Raw genomic sequence first — 14,130 nt, forward strand, 5'->3', positions numbered from 1 at the left:
CTAAGGCTCTGAGAATATCAACTTTCTCCTTTGATTGCTTATCCGTTGTTACAAAAATACATTTATAACCTTTAACTACTGCTGCTAATGCTAAGCCCATACCCGTGTTTCCAGAGGTACCTTCGACAATAGTTCCTCCTGGCTTTAAGCGTCCGTCTGCCTCTGCATCTTCCACCATTTGTAAAGCCATACGGTCCTTAACTGAATTCCCCGGGTTAAAGGTCTCATATTTGGCTAAAACCAAACACGGTAATTCTTCAACAAGTTTATTCATTTTAACTAAAGGTGTATTGCCAATAGTACCTAATATATTTTCTGCGTAATCCATAGTTTTAATTTGCGCTGCAAATTTACGTATAATCAATTTATTAGGAAGTTAAAAGTCAGTTATGTTTAATCAAACCGAATGGCCTTAACAGGAGATATTTTGTAAATAATAACAGAGGGAATAAGGAGCATTAATAAACACGCTATAAACGTACCTACGTTTAGCAGAACCACATAATCCCAATGCATGTAAACTGGTGCTTCACTAACATAATAAGTATCTGGATTTAGTGGAAATAACTTAAAGTATTTTTGGGCAAAAAGTAAGCCCAAACCAATACAGTTTCCCCATAATAATCCTAAACCTATAAGATAAGATGCGTTATAAAGAAAAATCCTTCTAATTGACCAATTAGAACTACCTAAAGCCTTTAATATGCCAATCATATTGGTACGCTCTAAAATAAGTACTAGCAGTGTTGTTATCATATTTATACCTGCCACAATAATCATAATTGCAATAATGATATTAGTATTTGCATCAAATATTTTCACCCATTCAAAAACAGTATAATATTTATGATTAACAGGTACAGCATTCAAAAAGGATCCAACCTCTTGATCTACTTTAAATGCGGTTTCGTTCAATTGAGAAAAATCATCAACAAAAACTTCAAAACTTCCAATCTGGTAGGGCTCCCATTTGTTGATTCGTTGTATATGTCTTAGATCTGCAAACCCGAATTTCTCATCCAATTCTTGAAAACCAGAGTTGTATATACCCACAATATTAAACTTCATTATTCTGGGTCTACCATTTAAACTTCCATTAGAAAATAATGCTTGAAAACTATCACCAACCTCAAATCCTAATCGGTTTGCTACATATTGCGAGATTAAAATATCTTCATTTCTATCTCCAGAAAAGTTAGGTAATCTTCCGTCTATCAAAAATTCTTTGAAATAACTCCAATCATAATCTGCTCCTACACCGTTAATCACAATTCCTTCAAAATCAGATTCAGTTCTGATTACTGCAAATTTCGTTGCGACACCTTGAATATGTTTGACTCCTTGCACTGCCGAAAAGTTTGGATAAAAATCTTGTTTTAAGGAAATAGGGACTTGAGATTCATCTGAGGCATTTGTATCGTAATTTGCAATTTCAATGTGACCATTAAAGGCTACGACTTTATCTCTAATCTTTTTCTGAAGTCCTAATCCGGTCGCTATAGCAATAAGCATAACAATAATTCCGATAGCAATAGCAGCAATACCAATTTTAATTATTGGTGCTGAAACACTATTTTTATACGCTTTATTACCAATAATGCGTTTAGCTATAAACAACTCAAAATTCAAATCTAAATATGCGTTTTAAGGTATTCAAAAATACAGCTTTATTATTTGTTTTAATAGTTATTGCGTGTGCATCTAAATCTAATGATAAAGCCATAGAAACTGACATTACTAAAGAACTTTCAAAAGCAGATAATTCTATTAGTGTTGGTGCGAATAGAACTGAGAATTATTTGTCTTTATTGCAAGGTAAACGCGTTGGTCTCGTTGCCAATCAAACTTCAGTAATTTTTAGAGAAAAAGTAAGAAAGTTTGCTGCACTAAACTATATGCATATTGTAGATTCATTGCTGCAACGAAATATTAACATTAAAAAAGTATTTTCACCAGAACATGGCTTTAGAGGTACTGCAGATGCTGGTGAACATGTAAAAGATGGTTTAGACACTAAAACAAAGTTGCCTATTTTTTCACTGCATGGTAAGCACAAAAAACCAACGAAAGCACAATTAGAGGATTTAGACATTATTCTTTTTGATATTCAAGATGTAGGTGTTCGATTTTACACGTATATATCAACCTTGCACTATGTGATGGAAGCTTGTGCTGAAAATAATATAAAGCTCATTGTTTTGGACAGACCTAATCCGAATGGCAACTATGTTGACGGACCCACTTTAAAGAAAGAATATAGTAGCTTTTTAGGAATGCACCCTATCCCTTTAGTTCATGGGATGACCATAGGTGAATATGCTAAAATGATCAATGGAGAAGGTTGGTTAGTCGAGGGTATACAATGTAATCTCACGGTTATAGAAATGGTAGGTTATAATCATGAAAGTTCTTATAGCTTACCCATTAGACCATCTCCTAATTTACCTAATGACCAAGCTATTGCATTATATCCAAGCTTAGGACTATTTGAAGGCACTAATATTAATGCTGGAAGAGGAACGGAGTTCCAATTTCAACGGTATGGCGCACCGTTTTTGGATAAAGACCACTATAATTTTAGTTACACACCAGAACCAAATTTTGGATCTAAGTATCCTAAACATAAAAATGAATTATGTCACGGAGCTGATCTGTCTAATATCAAAGTTAAAAGAGCATTTACACTTAAGTATATTATGGATGCTTACAATAATGCAACTGATAAGTCTAAGGTATTCAATACTAAAAACTTTACAACACATGCTGGTAACGAAACATTACAACAAAAAATAGAATCTGGCATTACCGAAAGGGACATAAAAGCTTCTTGGCAAGAAGACTTAGAGGCTTTCAAAAAAACAAGACTTAAATATTTAATTTATGATTAACCTTTTTCAGTACTTGTTACTTGCACAGGTTCTCTTATTATACTTTCTTCAGAAACCACTTTAACTGGTTCAGAATCGGGATTATCTTTTAAGATTTTCACAACAAACACAATTCGCTTTGGAGATTGAACTGCCACAAGAACATGTTTTCCTTTAGGTAATTTATTAAGTGGTAACTCGTAATACGTGGTATCTACATAGACATCAAAATCACGACCTAAATTCTTATTGATAGAATAGAGATAATTAATTTTTTTATCGCTTTGAAGAATTAAAGTATCCTTTGATTTGTTAAGCTTATGAATAAGATTTTTAGCTTGAATATTTCTATTTTTTTCAAGCTCAGCATATAGCCCTTGGGCCTGAAGGGTAAAACTTAAAAGTAAAACGAGAATAACAATGAGACAAATTCGGATTAAATTTTTCAAAACAATGCAGCGTTAAATTAAACATACGTGTGCTTAGTTCAACAGTTATTAATTAATCCAATGACAAACATAAACTGTTTGTCATTTTAGAGACTAAAAATCCTACAAACTGCAAAAATATCAGAGGAAATACTTGTCTTTGTCAGTTAATGACAGAAAAAACTAATTTTGAAGCAAACCAATTAGTCGATCTGGATAATCCGTTATCAATCCATCTACCTTAAGTCCTATCATTGATTCCATATCTGAGATTTCATTTACTGTCCAAGGAATTATTTGGAATCCTTTCGATTTATAATTCATAACGTTTTCTTCTGTAAGTAGCTTATAATACGGACTAATTATTTCTGGTTTAAAAGACAGTTGTTTTAGCTTTTTAGCAATTATCTCATCCTCATCAACTAATAAAGCAACTGGCATAGGTTCCATTTGATTATTAATTTCCTCCAGAATTGTCAAATCGAAACTCTGTAAATTAACTTGACTTGAAAAACCACTCGATTTAATTTCATTCAAAACTAGTTTTACATATGTTTCAGGCTCTGGCGTATAGATACCATAATACTGAGGCTTAGACTTGATCTCAATATTAAATCTAACCTTTGGATTCTTAGCTTTAGCTAATTCAAAAACCTCAGCCAAAAGCGGTTTATATGTTTTAATTTTCTTCTGATTCGGATAACTTGGGTGGAACTTTGAGCCACAATCAAAGGCTTTAATGTCTTCATAATTTAAATCAAATAAATTAAAAGGCTTTAGAATGCTATCAGAAATATTTTCTCCATTTGGTTGTTTACAAATAATATGATTCATGTAGGGTTCATGAGACACAACAACCTTTAAGTCTTTAGAAATAACTATATCAATCTCTAGTGTGTGAACACCCAAATCTAAAGCCTTCTCAAAGGCAGGTAATGAATTTTCTGGAAACAATCCTCTGCATCCTCTGTGACCTTGAACATCGATTTCATTTTTGGAATGACAACCCATCACAAGACAAATTAAGAAAATACTAATTTTCAGTATCAGCAGAAAGCGTTGGCTTTTCATATTTTTGGAATGGTTGCTTAAGTAACTCTCCTATATGACTATTCTTCTGTTCATCTGGAAAAACATCTACTCCATAAACCAATTTTTCACGATCCATATACATGAACGTACCAAACAGTCGGTCCCAAACACTAAAAATATTGCCATAGTTAGAATCCGTGTAGGGTAATCGGTAATGGTGATGAATCTTATGCATATCTGGAGAGACAATCACATAACTCAAGGCTTTATCTAAAGCCTTATTCATTTTAATATTAGCATGATTAAACTGAGTAAACACCAAAGATAAAGATTGGTATAAAAACACAAGTGCTATTGGAGTACCTACAACTAAAACACCAAACAATGTAAATGTAAATCTTATAAGACTTTCTATTGGATGATGCCTATTCGCTGTCGTTGTATCTACTTTATGATCTGTATGATGTACTAAATGCACCATCCATAACGGTTTTACTTTATGTTCTACAAAATGAGCAAGGTATGCCCCAAAAAAATCAAGTAATAATACCCCTAGAAGTGCATATAACCATAACGGCATTTCTGGAAGCCAATTGATAATTCCAAATTCATTTGCCTTTACCCAATCAGCAGTTCCAAGAAGTAAAAAAGCCAAAGCAAAATTAATTACAACTGTTGTTAAAGTAAAGAACAGGTTTGGCAATGCATGTTTCCACTTATTGTATTTAAACTTAAATAATGGAAGACCACCTTCTATGATCCAAAATAATGCTAAACCACCAACCAAGATAATACTGCGATGCTTGGATGGAATTGTTTCAAAATAGTTTATAATAGTTTCCAAAGGTCCTAGGAATTGAGTTTTATTATAAGTTCTGCTTTGCTCAAATTTAGTGAAGAAATTTTAGATTTCCACACCGCAGCGTCTTCAGTTTTATCTAAGCTCATATAAGCGGTGTAGTATAAAAATGCAACGAATGGTTTATTATTCTCTAATACAGCCTCCTCATCTAACTTCTTCAAGAATCTCAAGACTTTTTTTGGACGTTTTAGAATTAAATATTCTTGTAGCTTAAGTAAGTCACAACGCTGCTTTAAAAGAGACTGATCCTCTTCGTTCTGACTCTTAATTAAACTTATAGCTTCCTCTGTATAAATGCGCGATAGTTTAACAATTTCTGATCTTATTTTTTTATCAGCATAAATCCCAAAGTCCAAATATTTTGACGCCAAAAAATAAGCAGAATAAAAATTATAATCGTTTTTATAATCCCGTAATTCCTTCTCAATGTAAGTTGTAGTTAAAGCATATCGATTAATGATCTCGGTTATATTTTGAAAATCTTCGGTGACATAATTTACATTCAAAATATTGCCATTGACATCGAGTATTTTAATAGAGTCATCATTAAATTTATCTATATAGGCCTGAGAACGTTTTCCTTTAATTCTTTCAAATAAATCAGCATATTGATACTCACTCACTATAACTGGAACAAAATTAGCCCAGATAAGAGGACTCACTTGCTCATCATCGAACAAATTCTGGATAAAAATTGTTCTACCATTTTCATTTTTAACTAAAACCGGATATTGATAATTGGTAGTCTCTTCCCAAACCATTAACACCATTTTATTTTGTACTTGAGCAAGGCGCTGGGCAATATCTAAATTCTTCATCCATTGCTGCCCGAAGGAGAGGTTAATTGTAAATACAAAGAAGATGGTTTTTAGTACAATGTTTTTCATAGCTAAGTTCTATTCCTACTGAAATATCAAAAATTATTCCGAAGCCTTAGTTTTTATAATTGAATTCGTTTTTTCATTTCTTCGACGATGTTATAAGCTGCTGGACATATGGCCACATTCTTTAATGTTAAATTAGAAATCTGTTGAAACTTCTTTCGATCTGTATGCGGAAACTCTCTACATGCCTTGGGTCTTACTTCATATATAGAACAATAATTGTCCTCTCCCAAAAATGTACAGGGAACCGATTGTAACACATAGTCATTCTCTTCATCAATTCGCAGATAGGTTTCAATAAATTGTTGTTCTTTCATTTTAAAGAATTTAGAAATACGCTGAACATCTTTATCTGTAAATAGAGGTCCTGTTGTTTTACAGCAATTAGCGCATTCAAGGCAGTCCGTACGTTCAAACTCTTCCTCGTGCAATTCTTGCATAAGGTAATCTAACTGTTTTGGGGGCCTTTTCCTTAATTTATTGAAAAAGGCCTTATTTTCTTTATGTTTGTCCTTAGCAAGTTTAGGAAGATTGTTGATCTGGTCGTGCATATTGTAAAGATAAATAGAATAGAATGCCAAATCAAGTTGAATAAGATAAATTGATAATGAAAGATATTTTTGGTAAAGCCTTGATTGATTACTATAAGGGATTGTATTCTAAAGATCTTGTTACATCCACAAGTATCTCTGACGAAGATACTCTTCCACTTCCCTATTTATTTAGAAATTTTTCTGAAATGCCTAATTTAGAAAAGGAGGCTTTGCGACTCAGTTATGGCAAGGTACTTGATGTGGGCTGTGGCTCAGGAAGTCATAGTCTCTGGCTACAAGACAAAGGACTTAGCGTTAAAGCTATAGATATTTCCAAAGGTGCTATTGAAGTTGCTCAGTCAAGAGGTGTATCTAATGCAGAACTAAAATCTCTGTTAGAAGAAACTGATTCTTTTGATACAATTTTACTCTTAATGAATGGAACTGGTATTTTTCAGACATTGAAGGACACACCTCATTATTTACATCATCTAAAATCTTTACTTGATCCTAATGGTCAAATATTAATTGATTCCTCAGACATTAAATACATGTACCTAGATGAGGATGGTGGATTTTGGCAAGATATAAATACAACATATTATGGCGAGTTAGATTATTACCTAAGCTATAAAGGTGAAAAGGAGTCACCAATGAAATGGCTTTATCTTGATTTTGAAACCTTAAATAATATTAGTAATACTGTAGGCTTAAAATGCGAAAAAATTCTTGATGGCCAACACTTTGACTATCTAGCTAAACTCACACTACTTTAAAAATCAAATTGATACGTTGCACCTGCTAATGCTTGTATTCCTTGCACTGGGAAATTCAGATAACGCTGATAATCCTGATTAAGCATGTTATTGACTTTAGCAAATACCGACAACTGATCATTGATTTTATAACCCAAATGGGCATTTGCATCAAAATAGCTATCTAATGCAATTGGTGTTGGATCTGGAGTTACTAACACACCGACAAGCGACTGCTGATCTTTTCGTTCTCCGACGTAAAATGCACTAGCTCCTGCAAACCATTTTTCGGAAATCTGAACATCCATAAAAATGGATCCAGTTACATCTGGCAGGTTCCAAGCTTCTGCTTGAGTATCTGTATTATAATTAAAATATTCTCCTTTAAACCCTAAAGTAAAATTTCTATTGATATTAATATTTAATTCACCAGCTACTGAAAATGTTTTTATATCGTCATAAACCACTCCAAATGAGTTACCAAATTGGTAGTCTTCCGTGGCAAAAGTTTGTGCATCATTAGCCTTAAATAATGGTTTATTCTCTTCAGCATAATAATTACCCTTAATATTATAGCTAACGTTATTAGACAACTTTCCTTTTAATCCAATAAATCCATTATAACGTTGGTCTGTTGGAGCAATAGTTAGTGTTGGTGACACAAAAGGGTTCTCAGTTGCAAAATCGTAATACGAGTTTTGCTGTAATTCTCCTTTTATTCCGCCATAAGCAATTAAGATTTCATCTACTAAACGGTAAGAGGCTTCAAAATTTGGATAAATAAAGAACTTGTTATCGTTAAACTCTGTATCATTAAGAAATACTAAACTAACTCCTAAATCAACTGTGAGATCATCCTGTTTTAATTGATATGAAGGAGATAAACCGAAAGTAATGTTTCCATAACGGATTTCACCTGTATTGTTAAAATCCCTATCAAAACTGCCTCCAATGTAATCGATATAGAATTCAGTATTTATGGTTTCTCCTTGAATAGGCACATCAAACCCTGTATTTGCAACAAATCGATTTTCACCTGAATTTTGATTATCTCCAAATCGTCTAAATCTTACACTTCCATCATTAATTATGGCATCGTCAAATTTTAATTTACCACCCAAGTAAAACGTATTAAAAGTATGGGTAGGATCAACCGCCATTGCCGAGGTATCATCATCAAGAGCTCCTGCTAGACCATACCAATTGTAGGTCATTAAGTCAAATCCTCCATCTATTTTCCATGAAAAATCTCTTAATTTTTGAGAATAATGGGCATTTAAACCTGTCTTACTAAAATTAGTATCTAATCTGACATCTTGAATACCACCAGAGGATGAATGGTGACTAAAATAACCACCAACATTTTCAGTATTACTTAAGGCATGATTTAGGTAAACCTCTCCTAATAAGGTTGTATAAGAACCCACTCCCACTGATGCATAGTTGTCGTATAATTTTACAGGTTTTGCCTTATCTACGTTGGCTGCTTTCCCTTTTGCAGGGGTAAATGTAGATGCCACAGGAATGGAAAAGATATTATACTTAACTCCCTTCTTCTTCACCATATTAGAATCGTTTAACTTTGGTGTATCTTTTATTTTAAAGGCGTCTGAAATAGTGGGAGTATATGGCTTCACCACATTCACCACTTGATCATCGATCGTATCTTTTGTGCGCTCCTGTGCTTCTAATAATATGCAAGTTGATATTAAAAATATAGTAATTAAAAACTTGATTTTCATATGTAAGGTTTTGATTGAGGGTTAAAACATGACGCTTTAAGCATTAAACACTACTGCCTAATTATCGTCTATTTCGATTGATGAATTTGTTTTTGCTTCTTCGGCTTTTATTTTATTAAGTTCAAATATTGCTTCTTCCACAACATCATCAAACTCAGGGAAATTAGAAATGACATTCTCTAGAATATATGTGGCTTGAAAAGCATCATCAAGCGCGTAAAAATTCTTAGCCATAACCACCAGACCTTTTGCACTGTAGTACTTATAACTACTATAATCTTTGGCTAATCTTTGAATTGTAGCGTTAGAGGCTTCATACTTTCCTTCTTTGTTTTTAAAATATCCATGATAATATAATGCTTCGGCAGCTACTATACCGGTAGCCATATTTTCAACATCGGCATAGGCATCTTTGGCCCTAGCTTCATTACCTGTTTTAATAGCTGAACGTGCAATAATTATCTTGGCGTCACTTTTTACCTTATTATCTAAAGTCTTACTTGTCAATACCTTTTCCGCATAAGATTCTGCTGCACTAAAATCTTCAGTTTGGTAGAAGGCATTCATCAAATTAGATTGCGCATATAAAACATTTTGAGGATAATCAGCTTCTTCCTCTAAAATTCTTAGTACTGGAATTGCAGTTCTCCAGTCTGTATTTTTCAAGTATATCTCACATAAGCGTACCATAGACTGTTCGGTATACTCACTTTTGGAGGCTTCAACAACATATTTATAGTGTGGTTGTGCATTTTCAGAAAGATCTTTCTTGTAATATAATTGCGCGAGATAAAAATGGGATTTTAAGGCATGTATCCCATTTGGAAACTGATTTAAATATTTATTAAACTGACGTATAGCCTTATCGGTATCATTATCTAGATATGGTTTTTCAGCAGCCAAATACATTGTATTATCTAATTCAATATTTGTCACCTCTACATAATCCAAAGACTGTACCCAAGTTGCATATTCATCTACGCGACCAAGATCAATATAAATTAAACGCGCTGTTGAAACTGCCTGTACAGCTTCACCTGATCCAGGGAAATTCCTAGCTACTTTTTTAAACTTTGTCAAAGCACGTTCATTATCATTAGCGTTATAATAAACTAAGCCTTGTCTCAATAATGCTTTTGAAGTGAAAGCACTGCGTCTGTACTCAGAATTTAAGCGATCATACATTTGCATGGCTTCATCAGTGTTTCCTGACTTTACATAAGAATTAGCCAATTCGTACATGGCATCGTCTCGTAATGCCGATTTTGGATAACCTTCTATAAACGTATTTAGCTCTGAAATTTTTGTTGCACTCTTCCCTAAATAGCCATGACTCATAGCCTTTTGAAAAGAGGCGTAATCTGTCTCAATTTCATTAATTTGAATGGCCTTATCATAGGCACTTATAGCACTTTGGTATTTACTAGACACGAAGTAACCATCTGCTAATCTCAGATATGCGTCATTACGTCTTGGTCTATCACCAGAATTTTTATCTATAAACTTTTGAAAATACTTTGAAGCATTATTGTAATCTTTTAGTTTAAAGTAGGTATAGGCTAAATTGTAATCCAGATTTTCAATTTCTGGCAAGTTAGACGACTCTTCCATACCGGCAAATTGTTTGAAGCCTATCAAAGCATCATTATAATTTGTGAGATTATACTCTGTTTCAGATTTCCAAAATGTTGCCTTCGCAATGAAAATGGGGTCGCGAGGTTCTTTTAAAGAACTATTAAACAGATCCAGTGCTTCACTGTAATGGGTTTCGCTATACAATTCGATACCTCTTAAAAAAGCCACCTTTTGATAAGCTACTTTGTTTTCAAAACTGTTTTTCCCTTTCAACAATTTTAAAGCCTCCTTGTAATTCTTAGAAGTAATGTATGAATCAATTAGTAAAGTCTCTATCTCGTCTCTATAGCTAGTTTCAGGGTACTTATCTAAATAACTTGCTAGAACCTGAGGAACTGATTCATATGGATTACCGATTTCATAACTAATCTTAGCATAATTTAACCAAGCATCTTCTTGGATTTTTAAATCATAATCCATTTCAGAAGCCAGCCTAAAGGCATTGAGTGCTTCCTGTTTCTTCTCTAAATTAATGTAGCTTTCACCTAAATGATAATAGGCGTTTTGAGCAACTGAATTATTGCCGTCAATAATTTTATTGAACTCAGAAATAGCGGCATCAAAATCGTTTTGTTTGTAATACGTATATCCCAACTGGTAGTAGTCTGTATTACTCCATTTACCACGCTTACCTTGATAAACCTTTAAATAAGGTAAAGCTTTAGCATACTGTTCTAAATTAAAATAACTTTCGCCTACAATCTTATTTAATTCTGACTCTTCTTCACCCCTAGAATTTGGTAATTGCTCAGTTGCTAATTCGATGGCCTTATCAAACTTACCTAACTTAAAGTTCAAATCTGCTTGATAGTAGGATAGTTTCTCTTTGTACTTCTCATTATTACTCACCTGATTAAAATATTCATTAGCGGTGTCATAATCATCACCTTCATAAGCCATATAACCAATATAGTATTTGGCCTGAGATCCGTATTCCTTTGAATCAACTACGCGATTCAGGTATTTAGTAGCTTGTTTTTTACTCTTAGTTATATAAAGACTATAACCGTAATTGAAGTTAAACCGATCGCGCTCAGAACGCGCAATACTTAACTCATCCACTTTTTGATACCATTTGCGCGCATACGCATACTTTGAATTTTCAAAATAATAATTGGCAACATCTAAAAATGCAGTATTGCGCTTTGTACTTGTTGGATAGGCTTCGACAAATTCAGTAATTAAGTCATCTGCATTTCTTTGATTTAGCCGTACGGCACAATTAGCGATGTAATAAGAGCAATCTGATTTTAAAATTGCATCATCGGTATCGTATTTAATATCGTCAAATAATGATTGCGCAGCCTTGTATTGCCTATTATTATATAAGGTTAATGCCTTTTGATAATCTTTTAAGTCACTGGTATAAATCGCAGACTTCTGAGCAAAACCTAAAATCGAAAATACCAGTAAAATGAGGGCTAGTTGTTTTTTTAAGTTTAGCATTAGTTTCGTTTTTTGATTTCTAAATATTGATGATTTTTTATGTCTTCAAAAATAATTTAATACAAAACCTATAACGATAGAATAATTGTATAATTATAAACGGACTTATTAAATGTTAAAATACCTAAGCGAATAAGCTCTTAAAAAAGCCTTTTTTCTTTTTTCTTTCTTTCCCTTGAAATACTATTCAATAGACATTACAATTGTTTTTTGATTTTGTGGCGCTAGAATTATTTGACGGCTTCTCATAATCTGATAAGTTTATTCTTAATTTAACCGTTCTATCCTTTCTTATTCACCTGATGTAAGCACTAACCCCTATTGTCAATATCATTGATTTCATATAGTGTACCTTCTTTAATACTATATTTACTGAAGTCTACAAGCACATCTCTTGCATTATTTACTCGCAATGCAACATTGAAATGATTTGGTTTAGAATTTAATTTACTTAATTTCAAAACTAGATCAATCTCAAACTCATTTTGTCCATACCATTCACTATCGAGCTCCAACTTAAAACTGTCCTTCCAATCGGTAAACTAGTAGTCTTATATTTTAGAATTCTAAAAGGAGTCTTGTTTTTAGTGTAATTTCTGTTGTTAGACATTTTAATTCCCCATTAGAAAGATTGGGTAACGATTTTCGTAGATATGGTCATATCCCGAATAGATTAAATTATTGTTAAGCACCGATGACGCTGCTTTAACAACACTAAATGCATTATTTTTCCCTCTTACAATATTTCCAGACAACAAAATAGCTGTAACCGGAAATTGTTTAATAAATCCTAGTGCGAGGGATGACACATTTTCCGGAATTTTGCTTCGTCAGAAAATCAATATCATGATATAAAACATTATCAATTAATTTTATATTTCTAGCAATATTATGGTCTTCTTTATCATTTGTAGCCACTACTATATTCCTCCAATATCTTCCTTTATAACCACCTTCATTTAGCCATATAATATCACTACTATTTATACGTTCTGAGCTTTGGGAAAGTGCCATTTGCAAATCCCATGGATGATCAAGACTTCCATTACCATCTGGTGATCCCTTTTTCGGATCACCATTAACGAGAAACACATGAAACTCTTTTTGTGCAGGGCCTACACCATGAATAAATAGTACTATTAAAGGTATTATTAACTCATAAATATAACTTTTCAATCACTATACCAAGATAGAATTTACATTTGTGATTTGAATTATAACGCCCTACATTTACAGATACTATAACAGCAGTAAAAACCCATGTCAGAAACAATCTTACAACTTAAGGATGCCACGATCTATCAAGGAGACAGTATGGTACTAACCAATGTTAATTTTGAGATGAAAAAAGGGGATTTTGTATATCTCATCGGGAAAACTGGTAGTGGTAAAAGTAGTTTCATGAAAACACTTTATGGTGATTTAGAACTTCAAGAAGGTAATGGTCATGTTGTAGACTTTAATCTAAGAACCATGAAGGAAAAAGATATTCCGTTTTTACGTCGCAAACTTGGTGTTGTTTTTCAGGATTTTAAATTGTTACCTGATAGAACGATTCATGGTAATCTAGAATTTGTTTTAAAAGCCACTGGGTGGAAAGATAAAGAACAGATAAAAGAGCGTATTGCTTCTGTTTTAGAGAAAGTTGCCATGAAAACTAAAGACTTTAAATTCCCTCATGAATTGTCAGGGGGTGAGCAACAGCGCATTGCAATAGCGCGTGCTTTATTAAATGAACCCGAATTAATTCTTGCCGATGAACCTACAGGAAATTTAGATCCTCAAACGAGTATTGAAGTCATGGAAGTGTTGCAAGACATAAACAAAAATGGCAATACAATTTTAATGGCAACACATGATTATGCACTGCTTCTAAAGTATCCTAGTAAAACGTTGAAGTGTGATGAAAATAACGTTTTTGAAGTGGTACAACGCAAAAACTAAAT

Annotated in this window: 15 protein-coding genes; 3 read left to right on the plus strand and 12 right to left on the minus strand. The window is 33.1% G+C overall.

The genetic code is table 11. The features are described from left to right. Together HRU49_RS07875 and HRU49_RS07880 are read right to left on the minus strand one after the other, a co-directional pair. Positions 1-328, minus strand: a 328-nt coding sequence (locus tag HRU49_RS07875) for a pyridoxal-phosphate dependent enzyme (RefSeq protein ID WP_296355889.1), incomplete at its 3' end; no start/stop codon positions are given. Positions 329-393: 65 nt separating this feature from the next. Then, a complete protein-coding gene (locus tag HRU49_RS07880; protein ID WP_296355891.1) occupies positions 394-1,629 on the minus strand; it encodes an FtsX-like permease family protein in 1,236 nt (411 codons plus the stop codon). Positions 1,630-1,637: 8 nt separating this feature from the next. On the opposite strand from HRU49_RS07880, the gene HRU49_RS07885 reads away from it, so the two are divergent. Then, positions 1,638-2,888: a DUF1343 domain-containing protein gene (locus HRU49_RS07885; RefSeq protein ID WP_296355893.1), complete on the plus strand. Its 1,251-nt coding sequence runs from the start codon at positions 1,638-1,640 to the stop codon at positions 2,886-2,888. On the opposite strand, the gene HRU49_RS07890 is transcribed toward HRU49_RS07885, so the two are convergent. From HRU49_RS07890 to HRU49_RS07910, 5 genes are all read right to left on the minus strand, one after another. Then, a complete protein-coding gene (locus HRU49_RS07890) occupies positions 2,885-3,316 on the minus strand; it encodes a hypothetical protein (RefSeq protein ID WP_296355895.1) in 432 nt (143 codons plus the stop codon). The genes HRU49_RS07885 and HRU49_RS07890 overlap by 4 nt on opposite strands. A gap of 162 nt (positions 3,317-3,478) precedes the next feature. After that, the gene (locus HRU49_RS07895) at positions 3,479-4,306 is read right to left on the minus strand and encodes a glycerophosphodiester phosphodiesterase family protein (RefSeq protein WP_296355897.1); all 828 of its coding nucleotides are present in this window, start codon (positions 4,304-4,306) and stop codon (positions 3,479-3,481) included. A gap of 22 nt (positions 4,307-4,328) precedes the next feature. Beyond that, positions 4,329-5,171, minus strand: a complete 843-nt coding sequence (locus HRU49_RS07900) for a sterol desaturase family protein (RefSeq protein WP_296355899.1) — start codon at positions 5,169-5,171, stop codon at positions 4,329-4,331. Between the two features lie 5 nt (positions 5,172-5,176). Further along, a complete protein-coding gene (locus HRU49_RS07905; RefSeq protein ID WP_296355901.1) occupies positions 5,177-6,076 on the minus strand; it encodes a hypothetical protein in 900 nt (299 codons plus the stop codon). Between the two features lie 53 nt (positions 6,077-6,129). After that, positions 6,130-6,624 carry a YkgJ family cysteine cluster protein gene (locus HRU49_RS07910; RefSeq protein ID WP_296355903.1) on the minus strand — a complete coding sequence of 165 codons (495 nt, stop codon included), beginning with the start codon at positions 6,622-6,624 and terminating at the stop codon, positions 6,130-6,132. 56 nt (positions 6,625-6,680) lie between these two features. On the opposite strand from HRU49_RS07910, the gene HRU49_RS07915 reads away from it, so the two are divergent. Beyond that, positions 6,681-7,382, plus strand: coding sequence for a class I SAM-dependent methyltransferase (locus HRU49_RS07915; RefSeq protein WP_296355905.1), 702 nt, complete (start codon positions 6,681-6,683; stop codon positions 7,380-7,382). Here HRU49_RS07915 and HRU49_RS07920 read toward each other — a convergent pair. From HRU49_RS07920 to HRU49_RS07940, 5 genes are all read right to left on the minus strand, one after another. Then, positions 7,379-9,103 (minus strand): TonB-dependent receptor, encoded by a 1,725-nt coding sequence (locus HRU49_RS07920; RefSeq protein WP_296355906.1) that lies wholly within the window; start codon positions 9,101-9,103, stop codon positions 7,379-7,381. The two genes, HRU49_RS07915 and HRU49_RS07920, sit on opposite strands and share 4 nt — an antisense overlap. Positions 9,104-9,160: 57 nt before the next feature. Next, the gene (locus HRU49_RS07925; protein WP_296355908.1) at positions 9,161-12,184 is read right to left on the minus strand and encodes a tetratricopeptide repeat protein; all 3,024 of its coding nucleotides are present in this window, start codon (positions 12,182-12,184) and stop codon (positions 9,161-9,163) included. Positions 12,185-12,495: 311 nt separating this feature from the next. After that, entirely contained in the window at positions 12,496-12,699 is a 204-nt protein-coding gene (locus HRU49_RS07930) for a hypothetical protein (protein ID WP_296355911.1), read from the minus strand. 96 nt (positions 12,700-12,795) lie between these two features. Further along, the gene (locus tag HRU49_RS07935) at positions 12,796-12,993 is read right to left on the minus strand and encodes a hypothetical protein (protein ID WP_296355912.1); all 198 of its coding nucleotides are present in this window, start codon (positions 12,991-12,993) and stop codon (positions 12,796-12,798) included. After that, positions 12,965-13,276 carry a hypothetical protein gene (locus HRU49_RS07940; RefSeq protein WP_296355914.1) on the minus strand — a complete coding sequence of 104 codons (312 nt, stop codon included), beginning with the start codon at positions 13,274-13,276 and terminating at the stop codon, positions 12,965-12,967. The genes HRU49_RS07935 and HRU49_RS07940 overlap by 29 nt, the downstream gene beginning before the upstream one ends. Before the next feature lie 168 nt (positions 13,277-13,444). On the opposite strand from HRU49_RS07940, the gene HRU49_RS07945 reads away from it, so the two are divergent. Then, positions 13,445-14,128 carry an ATP-binding cassette domain-containing protein gene (locus HRU49_RS07945; protein ID WP_296355916.1) on the plus strand — a complete coding sequence of 228 codons (684 nt, stop codon included), beginning with the start codon at positions 13,445-13,447 and terminating at the stop codon, positions 14,126-14,128. Positions 14,129-14,130 lie beyond the last annotated feature (2 nt).

This window comes from Winogradskyella sp., assembly GCF_013213975.1.
Taxonomy (GTDB): domain Bacteria; phylum Bacteroidota; class Bacteroidia; order Flavobacteriales; family Flavobacteriaceae; genus Winogradskyella.

What these genes read in the sequence shown, in the direction of transcription:
- HRU49_RS07885 (WP_296355893.1), top strand. Translation starts at nt 1,638, where the DNA reads ATGCGTTTTAAGGTATTCAAAAATACAGCTTTATTATTTGTTTTAATA.
- HRU49_RS07895 (WP_296355897.1), bottom strand. Translation starts at nt 4,306, where the DNA reads ATGGGTTGTCATTCCAAAAATGAAATCGATGTTCAAGGTCACAGAGGA.
- HRU49_RS07905 (WP_296355901.1), bottom strand. Translation starts at nt 6,076, where the DNA reads ATGAAAAACATTGTACTAAAAACCATCTTCTTTGTATTTACAATTAAC.
- HRU49_RS07910 (WP_296355903.1), bottom strand. Translation starts at nt 6,624, where the DNA reads ATGCACGACCAGATCAACAATCTTCCTAAACTTGCTAAGGACAAACAT.
- HRU49_RS07915 (WP_296355905.1), top strand. Translation starts at nt 6,681, where the DNA reads ATGAAAGATATTTTTGGTAAAGCCTTGATTGATTACTATAAGGGATTG.
- HRU49_RS07920 (WP_296355906.1), bottom strand. Translation starts at nt 9,103, where the DNA reads ATGAAAATCAAGTTTTTAATTACTATATTTTTAATATCAACTTGCATA.
- HRU49_RS07925 (WP_296355908.1), bottom strand. Translation starts at nt 12,184, where the DNA reads ATGCTAAACTTAAAAAAACAACTAGCCCTCATTTTACTGGTATTTTCG.
- HRU49_RS07945 (WP_296355916.1), top strand. Translation starts at nt 13,445, where the DNA reads ATGTCAGAAACAATCTTACAACTTAAGGATGCCACGATCTATCAAGGA.